The following is a 15487-nucleotide window of genomic DNA, read 5'->3' on the forward strand; positions in this document are numbered from 1 at the left end:
CTTTACCAATCGATTACACAAGACAAAGCCAGCAAAGCCAGTGCCAGGACAAAGTACAATAACTGCAAGGGTATCATCCACTTCGCCCAGGTCGCCCAGGGTATGCGCGCCAGCGCCAGCACGCCGACGGTAATGCCGGATGTCGGTATCATCGGCGTCGTGAATTCACCAAACTGAAATGCCAGTATGGCAGTCTGTCTGGTCACGCCGACCAGGTCAGCCAGCGGTGCCATGATGGGCATGGTCAATGCTGCCTGCCCGCTTCCGGAATGGATGAAAAAGTTGATGACAGACTGAATCACAAACATCTTGTGTGCCGCAAAGATGGGATGCGAGGACTGCACGAAAGGCATGAGAAAATTCAACATGGTGTCAATAATATTGGCATCACGTGCCAGTATCATGGTGCCGCGTGCCAGGGCTATCACCAGTGCGGTGGTGACCAGGTCTTTGGCACCCTGCATAAAAGCTTCTACAAAACTGTCAGCACTGAGCTTGCCGACCACACCCACCAGGATCGCCATGACCAGGAACAGGGCAGCAATCTCTTCTATATACCAGTTGTATTTAACTACACCGACCACCATGGTGATCAGCGTGAAAAGGAACATACATAGCACAGCCTTGTGAGTCGTGGTCATGCCAGTAAAACTGGTGAATTCATCGATTTTAAGATTTTTGCGTTTTTCCTCATCAATTCCAAAAGTTGGGCTGAGCATGGGATTTTTCTTGATGCGTGCCGCATACCAGCTGAGAAAAGCAATAGTGACCACTGTCGCCAGCAACCACGCAACAAGCCGGAAACCTATGCCGGAAAATAAGGGCACGCCAGCAATTCCCTGCGCAATACCCACATTGAAGGGATTCAGAAACGCCGCTGCAAAGCCCACTTGTGAACCGATAAAGGGAATCGATACGCCTACGACCGAGTCATAGCCCAACGCCAGTGCCAGCGGGATGAAAATCATGACGAAGGGTATCGCTTCTTCTGCCATGCCAAAGGTGGCGCCGCCCAAAGAAAACAGCGTCACGAACAGGGGAATGATACCAGCCCTGACCAGGCTGGAATGAGTATGCGCCCTGGCCACGGATTTGATCATGGCATCAATCGCTTCAGTCTTTTGCAAAACCGCAAAAGCACCACCGACAATAAGTACAAAGCCTATGATCAGTGCAGCCTCAACAAAACCCTTGACCGGTGCCATCATCAGGGCAACTGCACCTTGCGGATTGCTGGTGACGTAGTGAAAGGTGGAAGGATCAATAAGTGTCTTGCCATTGACCACATGGGTATCATATTTGCCACCGGGTACCAGCCAGGTAGCCAGCGCAATCAGGGCCAGCAAGGAAAATAACAGAACAAAGGTATTCGGCAATCTGAGTTTTTTCAGCATGATGGATTCCAGGTCACAAAGACAGTAAATTGCCGGTACGGTAAGCAACAGGGCCAGCAATCTTGGCGATGCGCATGCCATGCGTGGCATAACGTCTGGCCACACGTGCAAACAAGATACCCGATACCGTCGCCAATACCGGCGTCATCCGTGCGCTGACAGGATCAACGATGTCTGCCACTTTTTCACCTGCTTCGATGTAATCACCCGCTTCCCTGGTAAATACCAGGATGCCAGCATGTGGGGCGCGCAAAGGCTCTACACCCTCCAGCGGCGTAGGCTGGCATAAGGCCTGAGGTAAGGCTGGTGCTTTTCCACGCAGATAACCCGCATGTCTGAGGAAATTAATGATAGCCAAGGCATCTGCCTGCGCCAGTTCATGACTGACCTCGGTTTCGCCACGCAATTCCACCGTAATGGACAGGCAGGCATTTGGAACAGGCGTCGCCGTACCAAAGTGTTGCGCCAGTTCCCACCAGTGACGTGAACAGGATTCGTCGAAAGGATCATCCCCCGACAATACCGATACCAGCACCGCCTGCGCCCTCAGATAAGCTGCCAGCGGCATACAATCATCTGCCAAAGGTGTCCCTGTATATAAATGCATGACAGCCTGGTTATCACAATGCAGGTCCAGCACGATGTCGGCATCCACAGCCAGGGTCTGCAAGATTTTCTTTTGATGATCGGTTGCGGTGTCCGGCTGCCACTCCTGTAATACGGCAAGTGCCTGCTGGCGTATCAGTTTTACATTTTCACTTGCATCTGCACCCAGCTTGCCCTCCAGCAAAGGCAGCAGATGTGGCGTCAGGTGGCGATAACCACGATTGAAGTTGATGCCTGTCGCCAGGTCAAAACGACCGAAGGCTGTACCCTGTATGTCCTGCGCCAGCCCTATCGGGTTAGCCACGGGTACCAGCACTATTTCTGCGGCAATGGCTGCAATTTTCTCATACTGCTCCAACATTTCACGCAGGTAATGGTTCACCAGCATGCCCGGTATCTCATCTGCATGCAAAGACGACTGTATATACACCTTGCGCCCCTGGCCCGATTGACCAAACGAGCCGTAATGAAAACTCCGCAATTCGCGCACCGTCCCGCTACTGATATCGGGCAAGACATGTTGCTGTATCTGCATAGAAAACTCTTTTCTTTGTTGGTAATACTAAAACCAAAAACAGAATCGCAATTTGATTCTGAATTTACATGAATATGGTCCGGCTCATGCAGGATTTATCCCAAGGATGTTCCCGCTACTTCAATCGCAGTTTGTACAGGCAGCGTAAAAACAACACCGTAACAACTGCTCCTCACTGCAAACAAATGAACGATTTTTTACATATTCTACATTTATGAAAATAAAACGACAAATAGTATTGAAAATATTTTTAAACAGGTCTACAGTTCATTCATCGAAAAAGTTTTGCTGACAGTTTTATTGATTGATGCGCATGAAAAAATTAACTACCCCTGTTGAATCTGCTTCACCTGAAATGGTCTTTGCCAAGTCCACGCTGGGTGAATCTTTAATGCTGGTGTTGCAGGAAGGTTCTGTCTCCTACAAACGGATTGCCAATTTCCTCTTGCGCAACCAGGTCAAGGTAACGGCACTGGGCATAGAAGACATGGCCGAACAATGTGAGGTATCAACCGCCACCATCAGCCGTTTTGCGCGCGACATGGGTTTTAATAATTACGCTGGCCTGCGTAACCAGATTGCAGAAGTGGTGCAGGCTGTATTTCAGCCAGTAGAAAAACTGCGCAATACCATAGAAGCAAAAAAGAATGCGCCCTCGCCCGCCCATACCAGCATGCAGTTTGCTGCGGCCAATATCGATGCGGCTAACCAAGGCATGTCTGAACAGAGCCTGAACCAGATTGTGGGACACATCGCCAAGGCCAGCACGGTGTATGTCATGGGCTTTGGCCTGAGTGCCCATCTGGCTGGCATGCTGGCCCTGCATTTGCAGCCATTCTGTTCACATGTGGTGGAAGTGGTTGGCTACGGTGGCACTGAAGTGGCGGCGGGTCATCTGGCGAATATTTCTGACAAAGATGTGCTCATCGTTATCTCATTTCCACGCTATGCACTGGATGTCATCAAGCTTACACAGTTTGTGCGTGACCACGGTGCCTGCATCGTTACGATTACCGATTCCCCTGCCTCGCCGATTGCACAACTGGGTAATTATTTACTGCTGGCACCCAGCACTCATGGTGTTTTGCCCAGCAGTGCCAGTGCAGCGATTGCGGTGATCGAAGCCCTGGTCAGCAGCATGATGGTGTCGAATAAAAAGAATGTGGAAAAGGCCATGCGCCTGACCGAAGCCATATCAGCCTATCTGCATAGCGCTGACAACAACGTCAAATATACACAGCCGGATAACACCAAACCCAAGAAGTAAATAAGGAACCTCTGATCAAGCTACTGCGCGACGCTATTTTGAGCCTGCGATGCTCGCCGTACAGCCGTACGACTGCGCTTCCGTGTTTGTCAATGCGTCAAACTAACGCCGCTCGCTACACTTAATCAGAGGTTCCTCAAGCAAAAAATTAGCACATCACAGTCACTCCCCGGAGTGCCTGAGGGGGATGCTTTTTTTAAATTTCTGTAAAACCCGAGGAGAGCAAGGCAATGGCAACGAAAAAGCAAGCATTTCAGCCCATACCCAAGAAAGTGGCTGTCGCAACCTGGTCTGCATTGAGCGTCATGGCAATGTTGAGCATGGCCCCGCAAGGCGCATGGGCACAGGCTGAAAATCCAGAAAATAAACCACAACGCATAGAAATCACTGGCTCATCCATCAAACGCATTGATGCAGAAACAGCTTTGCCGGTGCAAATCATCAGTCGCGAATCGATAGAAAAATCCGGCGTCACTACAGCGGCAGAATTATTGAGCAAAGTATCTGCCAGCACTGCGGGCCTGACGGACGGCGCCAGCTTCAGCGATAACGGTGGTACTCAACGTGGTTTCAATGGTGCCAACCTGCGGGGTATAGGTGTGTCATCGACCCTGATCTTGCTGAATGGTCGCCGCCTGGCTAATTTTGCTTCGCCTGGCACCTCATCTGGCGTAGATTTGAATTCCATCCCTTCTGCCGCCATCCAGCGTGTGGAAGTATTGAAAGATGGCGCGTCAGCCATCTATGGTGCCGATGCGATTGGTGGTGTCATCAACTTCATTACCCGTCCCGATTATCAGGGGGCAGAAATATCTGCCTATGCGGGCAATACCCAGCATGGTGGTGCAGACAAAAAGATCATCAGCCTGTCTGGTGGCATAGGCAATCTGAGCCAGGACAGGTACAACCTCATGGGCGTAGCCAATTTTCAGAATACTGGCAGCTTGCGTGCGACCCAGCGCTCATGGATAGGTTCAGCCTACCAGCCCGACATCAATCTGGATGTCGGTAGTTCCAACACCTTCCCAGCCAATGTGCGCCGTACCACGGCCAGTGGTGGCGCCACCGGCTCGCGCCTGAACCCTAGCGCCCCGACTTGCAATCCACCTGCCACGGTGTTTGCGGCAGACAGCTTTGTTGGCAGTAAAGCCTGTCTGTATGACTACATGCATGACACTGAAATCTTCCCTGAATCCCAGCGTGCATCGCTGCTGGGCCGTGCCCAGTTTGCCATTGATGCCGACAACACCCTGTTTGCCGAAGTGCTGCACAGTGACACCAAAACCACTTACCGCATCAGCCCGTTGACGGTGACGAATCTGAATTATCCGGTGACTGGAATTTACTATCCCAATGACCTGATCACTAGCAACAAAACACCTTTGCGCGTTGGCCTGCGCCTCAGTGCAGCTGGCCCACGTACCAATGAAGTGAATGCCATTGCGCAACGCCTGGTGGTCGGTGCCAAAGGCACGGTGGCAGGCTGGGACTATGACACGGCACTGAATCACAGCGTCAGCAAGGTCGATGATAAATATGTCGATGGTTATGTCAGAACATCGGCTTTTGACAGCGCCTTCCTGACTGGCAAAATCAATCCTTTCGGCCCATCGGGAACGGAAGGCACGAACTTGCTGAATGCAGCAAAAATCAGTGATGCAGCCCGTCAGTCCAGAGCTACTACCGATTCTTTTGACATCAAGGCGTCACGCGAATTGTTTGCCATGGCAGGCGGCAATGCCGGTCTGGCGATAGGTGCAGAATACCGTCGTGAAAAACTGGAATTCACGCCCTCTGCCTTGCTGGCTGCCGGTGAGATACGCGGTGATGGTGCAGCAATAGCTTACGGCGGCAGCCGTACCGTCAAAGCCCTGTTTGCCGAATTGAACTTGCCCCTGCTCAGCAACCTTGAAGCCCAGGCTGCCGTGCGCCATGACAGCTACAACGATGTCGGCAGCACCACCAATCCAAAATTTGGCTTGCGCTGGACGCCCGCGAAAGAAGTCGTGGTACGTGGCTCGTATAGTGCCGGTTTCCGTGCGCCCAGTCTGGCAGACATCAATGAACCCGCACGCACAGGCCAGACCAGTGGCATCTACAATGACCCGCTGGGTTGCATCAAAGTTGGCAATATTGACAATACCAAAAACCCTGATTACTGCGGCATACAGCCTGACCTGATCAAGGGTGGTACTGCCAATCTGAAACCAGAGACATCGAAGCAATTTTCTGCCGGCATGGTGATAGAACCCAGCCGCAGCCTGACTGCATCGCTGGATTACTGGCGCATCGAAAAATCTGACACCCTGCTGGCCAACGAAGGTGCCTATTTCAGCGACCCAAGGTCCAATCCCGGCTATGCGATACGTGGTGCCACAGACCCCAGCCTGCCTGGCATACCTGGCCCCATTCTGTCGGTAGATGGCCGGGTGAAAAATATTGGCTCACTGAAAACCTCAGGCGTGGATGTCAACGTCAACTGGAAACTGCCAGAAAACAGTCTGGGCAAATTCAATGTCAGTCTGAACGGTACCTATGTCATCGACTACAAGACGCGCAACACGGCAGCCAGCCCGGAAGTGAATGGCGTCGGTATTTATACCGACACCCAGGTGGTACAGCGCTGGAGACATACGCTGACATTTGACTTTGACCGTGGCCCATGGGGCGCAACCCTGCAGCAGACTTACTACCAGGGTTATCACGACCAGAACGCCCTGGCTGATGGCAGCACCCGTGACGTGCCTGCCTATGTCTTGTGGGATGCAAGCGGCAGCTATAAATTCAACAAGGCATTCAGCCTGCGTGCCGGTATCAAAAACCTGCTGGACACCAATCCACCCCGTTCCAACCAGGTGTATAGCTTCATAGCCGGTTATGACCCCAGCTATACCGATCCGCGTGGTCGCTTCTTCTACGTGTCTGGTAACTATGCATTCAAATAAATCGCCATAAGCCAAAAAAATAACGCACAAAAAGCCGCATCAGCAATGAATTAAATTTTTCCAAAGCAGCGCGTTCGGGGACAGCACTTGGTGTTGTCCCTTTTTTTAAATTCATGTCAATAGTGATGAATTGAATGATTTACAATATGAAAAAATCAGGATGAAAATAATGACAATTTCTCTGAAAAATACTGACCGGCTGTTGCGCAGTTTGTTAAGCTGCCTGGCTATCTTACTCTGGCAATTCCCCATGCATGCTCACGCTGAAGACAACTCTCCACCACAAGGCTCACTGGTCATCATAGGCGGTGCCCTGCGGGTAGACAATGCCGTGGTCTGGCAGCGCATCGTGCAACAGGCCGGTGGCAAAGGTGCAAAAATTGCCGTCATACCGGCGGCAGCCGGCAATCCGGAACGGTCTGGTGCTGCCACGGCTGCGGCACTGAACCAGAACGGTGCCCAGGCCTTTGTGATTCCCCTGTCAGTCAAGCATCCACAATTCAAACCACAGGATATCGTCAACGATGCGGGATGGCTGGCAAAACTGAAGGATGCCAGCGGTGTATATTTCACCGGTGGTGACCAGGGTCGCATCGTGCAGGCACTGGTCAAACCTGATGGCAGCAAGACAGCCATGCTGGAAGCCATCTGGTCCATCTATCAGCGTGGTGGCGTCATCGCAGGCAGCAGTGCCGGTGCTGCCATCATGAGTACCACCATGTTCTATGATGCCAAACCGGTGCTGCCCACATTGAAGCTGGGCGTCACTGACGGCAAGGAAATTGCGGCAGGCCTGGGCTTCATCGGTCCTGATGTATTCATCGACCAGCACCTGATCATTCGTGGCCGCTTTGCCCGCATGTTGCCGGTCATGCTGAAGAAGAATTACAAGCTGGGCCTGGGTGTGGATGAAAATACCGCCATGGTCGTCAGCAACCAGGGGGAAGTCGAAGTTATTGGTTACAAGGGTGCCATTCTGTTTGATCTGGCAGAAGCAAGCACCGACAGCAGCCAGAAAAATTTCAACATCAGCAATGCCCGTATCAGCTATCTGGACCGCGGCGATCGTTTCAATTTGCGCAGCAAGACGCTGACACCTTCGGCGGATAAACTGCAGGGCAAGCTCAATCCAGCCCAGACTTACAATACCGACCAGCGCTTTTACGCTGATATCCTGGCCAATACCGTGGTTACTGACCTGATGTTTCATTTAATCGACAGCAAACAGCAACGCGCCATTGGCCTGGCCTTTGGCATGGATGACCAGCCCGAACTGGGTTTTGAATTCAGCTTCAGCAAGGTAGCAGAAAGCCAGGGCTACTTTTCAGCATCGTCAGGCGCCGAGGCTTACACGGTGCATAAGCTGCGTCTGGATATACGGCCAGTCAAAATGCAGTTACCCCTGTATAAATAACTAAATAACTGAAATGCAGGTAAAAGGATGGTCATCTGCGCCGTCCTTTTATAGTGCCTTTGTAGCTATTTCTTTACAGCTCGGTTTTAGATTGGCTACGGCAGGTTCATAGTTCTTTTACCGTCCTCGTTACAGCCAGCCTCCCGGACTGCCGCATCAGAACAACACCCTCACACCATTTTGTCGCTTGTTTGCCTGTTCTTCACCCTATGCGGGGCGTGCTTCACATACAATAAAACTGCAGCACTGAACGTCCCTTGCACATTGTGTGCAGGCCCCAGGCTGCATCATTCATCAGATAATACAGATCCAGCCATCGGCGTATCGGCGTAAGCGAAAAGCCAGAGATGATCAGGCAAGCTTTCTGGCTAGCATATGCACAGCTGTTGCGCTGCATAACCCAGTGAGACCACACCATGAAACTCAGTACCCGCATCATTCTGCTGTGCGCCATCACCCTCTTCGGTATCTCCATCATATCCGTCATTTCACTGTACTCCCTGCGTCAAAGCATGCTGAAAGAACGCAAGGAACAGATTTCCAATATGGTAGAAATGGCCTACGCCGCCATGGAAAAAGCCCATGCGCTGGAACAGGCGGGCAAACTGACGCGTGATGATGCGCAAAAACAGGCCAAGCTGGCAATTTCCAGCTTCCACAAAGATGAAATGTATTTCTTTGTGCGTGGCTACAATGACGATTTGCTGCTGGTACACCCCAAAGCCTCACGTATTGGTGTCCCCCAAAAGGATATGAAAGAATCCGGTGACCGCTATCGGGCCTCACTGGCAAACAGCGCCATCGGTATCGTACAGGCACCCGGCACACGCCCAGGTGTTGAAGCACCAGTCGATAAAATCTATGCAGTGAAAAGATTTACCCCCTGGGAATGGCTGGTGGGCACCGGCACCTACATTGATGATATCAATGAGTCGTTCTGGCAGCAGGCCGGCATACTGCTGGGTGTGGGCTGCATCATGATGGCCATGGTAGGCGTCATAGCCTGGCGCATCACACGGGCCATTCTGGGTCAGTTGGGTGGCGAACCAGCCTATGCAGCTGAAGTCGTCGGCCATATTGCCGAAGGCGACCTGACCACCGACATCAGCCTCAGGCACAATGATGAATCCAGCCTGCTGTTCGCAATCAAGAGCATGCGCGACAAGCTGGCCGCAGTCGTCAGTGAAGTGCGCACAGGTTCTGAATCGATTGCGACAGCCTCGGGGGAAATTGCCTCGGGCAATCTGGATTTGTCTAACCGTACCGAGCAACAGGCTGGCGCACTGGAAGAAACTTCATCCACCATGGAAGAACTGACTTCCACCGTCAAACAGAATGCCGACAATGCCCGCCAGGCCAACCAACTGGCGATTTCTGCGTCTGAAGTGGCAACCCAGGGTGGCAGCGTGGTGGGTAAAGTAGTGGCCACCATGGGTTCCATCAATGAATCATCGAAAAAAATTGTCGACATCATCAGCGTGATTGACGGCATTGCCTTCCAGACCAATATTCTGGCATTGAATGCAGCAGTAGAAGCCGCACGCGCCGGTGAACAGGGGCGCGGCTTTGCCGTAGTCGCCAGCGAAGTGCGCAACCTGGCGCAACGTTCGGCCTCGGCAGCCAAAGAAATCAAAACCCTGATAGACAGTTCGGCCGAAAAAGTGGAAGAAGGCGGCAAGCTGGTCGCCATTGCCGGTTCCACCATGGATGAAGTGGTCGCCAGCGTCAGGCGCGTGACCGACATCGTGGCAGAAATTGCCTCGGCCAGCCAGGAACAAAGCTCGGGCATAGAACAGGTCAATCATGCCATCGTTGACATGGACAATATGACGCAGCAAAATGCCGCGCTGGTCGAACAGGCATCGGCTGCTGCCCAGGCCATGAATGAACAGGCGGCTGCACTGGCGCAGGTAGTGAATATTTTCAAGGTGCAGCAGGCCAGCATTGCACCACAGGTCAGCCGGGCCAACATCCGCCCAGCGCAGCCAGGTCAGCCAAGCCAATCAAACCAGCCGCGCCGGCTACGCTAAATCAGTGATCAGGATCAACTGTCGGGGAAGATTTTCCCGCTTAATGCGGCAATGATGCGCTGGCGCTGTAAAGCCTGTTCACTTGCCGTATTGTTGAGACCTGAACCGACTGCAAAATCAATGACTGTCGATTGCTTGTCCGGTGAATTTTTGGTATCCACCAGCTTACCCAATTCGTAACTGGATATGGATAGATTGCGGTCATGGCTTTTTTCCAGGCGCGCACTATTCAGTTGATTTTTTTCAAAGCCGATCGTCAGTTTGCTGCTCTCATGATCGTCCACCTTGATATAGCGATAATTTTGCGAATTCTTGCTCTCGTCCAGCACCGGCTTTTTGCCTGACTTCAATTCCAGATGAAAAGCTGCACTCAGGCTTGATTCCAGGTTCTGACTGATTTTCCCGCTCGCCTGATGGCCTTCCTGCGTGGTCTTCTGGCTGGTCTGGAAATTGAAATAATCACTTTCCTGTAAACGCATCGGATTCGGCGAAGTTGTCACGCCTTTGATTTTTGCGTCAAAGTCTGCCAACCCGGTTAACAGGGAACTGGCACCCACATCCCAAAAAGATGGCGCTTTCGCAGGCACCAGATTTCCCACGCTACTGTCTTCGTCAGTGGTATTGATTTTCTGCATGGCAGAAAACGCGTCCTTATACATCGATACCAGTCCTTCATCCGCATTGCCGCGCTTGGCTGCGCTGTCGATTTGCGTCAGGAATTGCTGGATAGCCTTGTTTCTTTGCGCTGCATTCCCCTTCAGTCCAGGGTTGTCGTGACTGACATCAATATCAACAACACCGCTAGCCGATGTCAGCTTGAGCTGGTGATGAGACTGATCAATACTGAAATCAAGTTGACGATCGCCTGCATTGATATTCAGTTTCAGCGAGTTGACCACAGATGTGTCAAAGCCCGACAATGCGTCAAGGTTGATCTTTTTATCAGTGAAATAACTTTGTGCTGCGGCCTCCAGGCCCGTCGCCAACTTTTCCAGCGCCTTGCCATCCGCCTCACTCAATTCTGCATCACTGCTGGCTTCAACGCTCAATCCACTGGCATTGCTTTTGATGGACAAGGTAACGCTGCGGCCCGAAGCCAGTTTCACAGTCAGCCCCAGGCTTTGATCAGGGCGGTCACGCAAGTCATTCAAACTGACCTGGCCTGCCTGGGCCACGGCTTTGCTGTCCGCACCTGCATCCAGAGATGTCGCAATGTATGCCTGTTTGACGTCTGCGCCCGTAGTTTGCAAGCGCTCTATCAGGCCTGAAGCAAGTCCATTGAAGCGCCCTGCTGTGGTTGTCGTTGCAATGGCATTTTGTTCCAGCAGGTAACTGAAATGATCGTCGCTCTTGTTTTCCCACCATTGCGATGGTGCAGTACTGGCAGTGGCACTGGCGGAAGCCGCACCGGACTGCGTATAAGTCTGGCTTGCAGATTCAGTACGCGATGTCCGTAAATTGACCTGATAAGAAGCTGCTGTAGAAATAGCCGGCACAGTGGCAGTATTCACTGCACCAGCCTGACTGCTCACATCCTGCGTCCGGCTGACATTCGATGATGTCGTTGCCGCCGCATTCAAACCTGCAATAGTAGTCGACATGGTTTACCAGCATCCCTCAAATTAATTCTTGCCTTATCTTTAAGTACGTAACGGCAAGACTTCCTGTTTCTTTAGCGCATGGCGCTGCAATGATTCGATCTGTCCACTACCACTATGTGCCGGGCACATAAAAAAAGAGATGCACATGGCATCTCTTTTTTCGTCTTGCTGATCAAGCCGATCAGCAAAAAATCAGCTATTAAGACAGATTCCAGACATATTCCAGCTTGGTCCAGGCTTGCTGAGGCTTGCCGTCTTTTGCACCTGGTTTGAATTTGCAGGAAGAGTAAATTTTCTGTGTTGCCTTGTCCAGCGCCTTGGAACCGCTGGATTTTTCGACTTTGGAATCCACAACGGCGCCATCAGGGCCAACCAGAATCGACAATACCACGGTGCCGCTTTCTTCATTCATCAAAGCAGATTTTGGATAAACTGGTTTTTCGCATGTTTGTTTATCAACTGAAGGGGCGATTTCGTTGGCAGAAACAGACACAAAGGAAGCGAGCAGCGCTACAGCTAAAATGATTTTTTTCATGGAAGTCGATGATAAATAAAGGATTTTTTAAAAAAGAGGAAATGCCGAAAATTGCCACATAGAAACACGAAGCGTATTTTACTGCATATTTTTTCCGCATAGCAACATATTTCTGTAAATCATCTTTTCGTGATCAGCATATTGAGCAAACGCATGAAAACTTCGCTTTGGCAGATTTCTGCTAACCCGACCTGATGAGCTGCATTTGCCGCGCTGCAATAACAAGAATGTGAACAATATCAACGCCTGATGAAACATTTTGCCTTTTTGAATAATTTCCGCTAGCCTCAATTCATGCCACACAGTCTGGCTACTGGTTTATACAAGACACAAATTCAGGGAGAGATAAAATGAAATTCTTGAAATTACTTGCCACTTTAACCACTTCATTATTCTTCATTCAGTTCCAACCCGCTTATGCCGAAGACAATCCCGCCGATGCCGTTGCCATGGTAGAAAAAGGCCTTGCCTACATGCAAAAAAATGGCAAGGACGCCCTGGCGCAAGAAATAAACAATAAAAATCCTGAATTCATCAATGGTTCCATCTACCTTGATATGCGTGGCATGGATGGCGCCATCATCGCCCACCCCGTCAATCCCAAGCTGATAGGCAAAAACATGCTGGACCTGCCGGATGCCGATGGTAAATACTACCGCAAGGACATACTCACACTGGCCAAGACCAAAGGCAAAGGCTGGGTCGATTATCGCTATAACAATCCGGTCTCCAAACAGATAGAAAACAAGACCACCTATATTTTCCGCAGCAATGACGTGATACTGGAAGCGGGGATTTATAAAGGCAAATAATCTGCACGCTCTGTAAAATTTAAACTCAAAGGTATTGGCTAAAAATTTTAGCGATACCTTTTTTAATATCTACAGACTAGGTACTGATCAATAAAAGAGTATCGACCCCGTACAGTTTTCCAGATGCTTTGTGCGTCATCGTACAGACGCTGGTAAACAGGTCTTGTAACTTGCCATGTATTCAATAATGAATGGCATGGCAAAGGAACAGACCAATGGCGCAGCGAATTCTCATTATCACCAACGATCTGACTGACAGTATTTCACTACAGAATGCACTGCGCGAAACCAGCGACGGGCCTTACGAGGTGCTGACGGCAGTCAGCATGTCTGAAGCCATTGACCAATTGCGCAAACACAAGATGGATGCGATATTGGCAGACCTGTATCTGCCTGATAGCGAAGGCATGGTCACCTTCAATACCTTGTTCGCCAATGCGCCACAAACACCTATTCTCATCCTGTGCGGTGACGATGAAACACTGGCCAGCGAGGCAGTCAAATCAGGTGCCAAGGCTTATCTGACCAAGAATCACCTGGCCACTTATCTGGTGGCACAGTCTGTGCGCAATGTCATACAGCGCAGAGCTGCAGAAGAGTCCATCTACATCGATAAGGTGCGGGCAGAAATCACCCTTAACTCCATCAGTGATGCCGTCATCGGCACTGATATGGCAGGTAATGTTGATTATTTGAATGTCGCGGCAGAACATATGACCATGTGGAGCAGAGAAGAAGCACGCGGCCAGCCGATTACCACCGTGATGCCCATCATACATAGCGAAAGCAGGCTGGAAAAAGACAATCCGGTGGCGATGGTATTGCAACAGGACAGGGCAACAACCCTGACACCCGGAACCATACTCGTGCGGCGTGATGGCAGCGAAGTAGCCATTGAAGATTCCACCGCCCCCATACACGATTCGGCAGGCAATATTGCCGGTGCGGTCATGGTGTTTCATGACATTACCGATGCCAAGGCCATGGCGGTAAAAATGGCACACCTGGCACAGCATGATTTTCTCACCAATTTACCTAACCGCGCCCTGCTGAATGATCGCATCGCACAGGCAATTGGTCTGGCAAAACGGCGCGGCAGTTTTCTGGCCATTCTGTTCATGGACCTGGATAATTTCAAGCATATCAATGATTCACTGGGGCACGCCACGGGCGACAAACTGTTGCAATCAGTGACAGAACGCCTGAGCGCATGTGTGCGCAGCTCTGACACCGTCAGCCGTCAGGGTGGAGATGAATTCGTGATCCTCGTCACCGACGACAAATCCGCAGAGAGTGTGGCCCAAACTGCCGAGAAATTATTGAAGTCCCTGGCAACGCCCCACCATATCAATAAACATGAACTGCATGTCACCTCCAGCATAGGTATCAGTGTCTATCCGTCTGATGGTATCGATGCAGAAACCCTGATCAAGAATGCCGATACAGCCATGTACCAGGCCAAGGACAAGGGTCGTAATAACTATCAGTTTTTCAAACCCGAAATGAATGTACGTGCCGTAGAACGCCAGGTGATTGAAGCCAATCTGCGTGTTGCGCTGGTACGCCATGAATTTTTCTTGCACTATCAACCCAAGATCAACCTGAAAACCGGCGAAATCACCGGGGCTGAAGCCTTGCTGCGCTGGCAGCATCCACAATGGGGCATGGTACCGCCTATACGCTTTATCGGCATTGCCGAGGACTGTGGCGTCATTGTGCCTATTGGTCGCTGGGTGCTGCGCGAAGCCTGTGCACAGACCAGGTATTGGCAGGATAGTGGCCTGGACATTGCCACCATTTCGGTGAATATTTCAGCCGTTGAATTTCGCCGTCAGGATTTTGTGGCAGCGGTAAATACAATACTGGTGGAAACCGGCCTGCCCCCTACCTGCCTGCAACTGGAAATTACCGAAAGTGTCTTGATGCGCAACGCAGAAGGCAGTATCGCCATCCTTGAACAATTAAAAAACATGGGCATACAATTGGCAATCGATGATTTCGGTACCGGCTATTCCAGTCTCAGCTACCTGAACCAGTTCCCCATCGACGTCCTCAAAATTGACCAGTCATTTGTACAGGACATAGGCTATAACAAAACCGATAGTGATGGCATCATCGTCAGTGCCGTTATCGCGATGGGAAATAGCCTGAAACAAAAAGTCATCGCAGAAGGCGTGGAAGAGCAAGAGCAACTATCTTTTCTCAAGGACCAGCATTGCGAAGAAGGACAAGGCTATATTTTCAGCAGACCCGTGGGGGCCGAGCAATTCGAGAAACTATTGCGCCAAAGGGTAATGACCCAGATAGCAGATGTTGCCGTTTTCCCAAATTAAATAACAAGAACCGAT

11 protein-coding genes are annotated in these 15487 nt (G+C 50.9%); 6 read left to right on the forward strand and 5 right to left on the reverse strand.

Translation table 11 applies throughout. From position 1 onward, the window contains the following. Positions 1–2: 2 nt before the first annotated feature. Together H8L32_RS18875 and H8L32_RS18880 are read right to left on the reverse strand one after the other, a co-directional pair. Positions 3–1394: a YfcC family protein gene (locus tag H8L32_RS18875; RefSeq protein ID WP_186948819.1), complete on the reverse strand. Its 1392-nt coding sequence runs from the start codon at positions 1392–1394 to the stop codon at positions 3–5. Between the two features lie 13 nt (positions 1395–1407). Further along, the gene (locus tag H8L32_RS18880; RefSeq protein WP_186948820.1) at positions 1408–2535 is read right to left on the reverse strand and encodes a succinylglutamate desuccinylase/aspartoacylase family protein; all 1128 of its coding nucleotides are present in this window, start codon (positions 2533–2535) and stop codon (positions 1408–1410) included. Positions 2536–2848: 313 nt separating this feature from the next. Here H8L32_RS18880 and H8L32_RS18885 point away from each other — a divergent pair, with 313 nt between their 5' ends. Both H8L32_RS18885 and H8L32_RS18890 read left to right on the forward strand, forming a co-directional pair. Next, the gene (locus H8L32_RS18885) at positions 2849–3802 is read left to right on the forward strand and encodes a MurR/RpiR family transcriptional regulator (RefSeq protein ID WP_230412305.1); all 954 of its coding nucleotides are present in this window, start codon (positions 2849–2851) and stop codon (positions 3800–3802) included. A gap of 230 nt (positions 3803–4032) precedes the next feature. Further along, complete coding sequence (locus H8L32_RS18890; RefSeq protein WP_186948821.1) at positions 4033–6747, forward strand: TonB-dependent receptor; 2715 nt, start codon at positions 4033–4035, stop codon at positions 6745–6747. On the opposite strand, the gene H8L32_RS28020 is transcribed toward H8L32_RS18890, so the two are convergent. Continuing rightward, on the reverse strand, positions 6740–6862 hold the full coding sequence (locus H8L32_RS28020) for a hypothetical protein (RefSeq protein ID WP_268977642.1): 123 nt from the start codon (positions 6860–6862) through the stop codon (positions 6740–6742). The genes H8L32_RS18890 and H8L32_RS28020 overlap by 8 nt on opposite strands. 54 nt (positions 6863–6916) lie before the next feature. On the opposite strand from H8L32_RS28020, the gene H8L32_RS18895 reads away from it, so the two are divergent. Both H8L32_RS18895 and H8L32_RS18900 read left to right on the forward strand, forming a co-directional pair. Continuing rightward, a complete protein-coding gene (locus H8L32_RS18895) occupies positions 6917–8161 on the forward strand; it encodes a cyanophycinase (RefSeq protein ID WP_186948822.1) in 1245 nt (414 codons plus the stop codon). A 416-nt stretch (positions 8162–8577) separates the two neighbouring features. Continuing rightward, entirely contained in the window at positions 8578–10191 is a 1614-nt protein-coding gene (locus H8L32_RS18900; protein ID WP_186948823.1) for a methyl-accepting chemotaxis protein, read from the forward strand. Between the two features lie 14 nt (positions 10192–10205). On the opposite strand, the gene H8L32_RS18905 is transcribed toward H8L32_RS18900, so the two are convergent. Both H8L32_RS18905 and H8L32_RS18910 read right to left on the reverse strand, forming a co-directional pair. Next, a complete protein-coding gene (locus H8L32_RS18905) occupies positions 10206–11792 on the reverse strand; it encodes a hypothetical protein (RefSeq protein WP_186948824.1) in 1587 nt (528 codons plus the stop codon). A 199-nt stretch (positions 11793–11991) separates the two neighbouring features. After that, positions 11992–12327 (reverse strand): energy transducer TonB, encoded by a 336-nt coding sequence (locus H8L32_RS18910; RefSeq protein WP_186948825.1) that lies wholly within the window; start codon positions 12325–12327, stop codon positions 11992–11994. 350 nt (positions 12328–12677) lie between these two features. Between H8L32_RS18910 and H8L32_RS18915 the strand changes: the two genes are divergently transcribed. Together H8L32_RS18915 and H8L32_RS18920 are read left to right on the forward strand one after the other, a co-directional pair. Then, positions 12678–13139 carry a cache domain-containing protein gene (locus H8L32_RS18915; RefSeq protein WP_186948826.1) on the forward strand — a complete coding sequence of 154 codons (462 nt, stop codon included), beginning with the start codon at positions 12678–12680 and terminating at the stop codon, positions 13137–13139. 215 nt (positions 13140–13354) lie between these two features. Further along, entirely contained in the window at positions 13355–15472 is a 2118-nt protein-coding gene (locus tag H8L32_RS18920) for an EAL domain-containing protein (RefSeq protein ID WP_186948827.1), read from the forward strand. Positions 15473–15487 lie beyond the last annotated feature (15 nt).

Origin of the sequence: Undibacterium hunanense, assembly GCF_014284335.1 — a bacterium.
Taxonomy (GTDB): domain Bacteria; phylum Pseudomonadota; class Gammaproteobacteria; order Burkholderiales; family Burkholderiaceae_D; genus Undibacterium; species Undibacterium hunanense.

Excerpts from the sequence above, each read along its gene's own strand:
- H8L32_RS18875 (WP_186948819.1), bottom strand. The coding sequence starts at position 1,394 with ATGCTGAAAAAACTCAGATTGCCGAATACCTTTGTTCTGTTATTTTCC.
- H8L32_RS18880 (WP_186948820.1), bottom strand. The coding sequence starts at position 2,535 with ATGCAGATACAGCAACATGTCTTGCCCGATATCAGTAGCGGGACGGTG.
- H8L32_RS18885 (WP_230412305.1), top strand. The coding sequence starts at position 2,849 with ATGAAAAAATTAACTACCCCTGTTGAATCTGCTTCACCTGAAATGGTC.
- H8L32_RS18890 (WP_186948821.1), top strand. The coding sequence starts at position 4,033 with ATGGCAACGAAAAAGCAAGCATTTCAGCCCATACCCAAGAAAGTGGCT.
- H8L32_RS28020 (WP_268977642.1), bottom strand. The coding sequence starts at position 6,862 with ATGAATTTAAAAAAAGGGACAACACCAAGTGCTGTCCCCGAACGCGCT.
- H8L32_RS18895 (WP_186948822.1), top strand. The coding sequence starts at position 6,917 with ATGACAATTTCTCTGAAAAATACTGACCGGCTGTTGCGCAGTTTGTTA.
- H8L32_RS18900 (WP_186948823.1), top strand. The coding sequence starts at position 8,578 with ATGAAACTCAGTACCCGCATCATTCTGCTGTGCGCCATCACCCTCTTC.
- H8L32_RS18905 (WP_186948824.1), bottom strand. The coding sequence starts at position 11,792 with ATGTCGACTACTATTGCAGGTTTGAATGCGGCGGCAACGACATCATCG.
- H8L32_RS18910 (WP_186948825.1), bottom strand. The coding sequence starts at position 12,327 with ATGAAAAAAATCATTTTAGCTGTAGCGCTGCTCGCTTCCTTTGTGTCT.
- H8L32_RS18915 (WP_186948826.1), top strand. The coding sequence starts at position 12,678 with ATGAAATTCTTGAAATTACTTGCCACTTTAACCACTTCATTATTCTTC.
- H8L32_RS18920 (WP_186948827.1), top strand. The coding sequence starts at position 13,355 with ATGGCGCAGCGAATTCTCATTATCACCAACGATCTGACTGACAGTATT.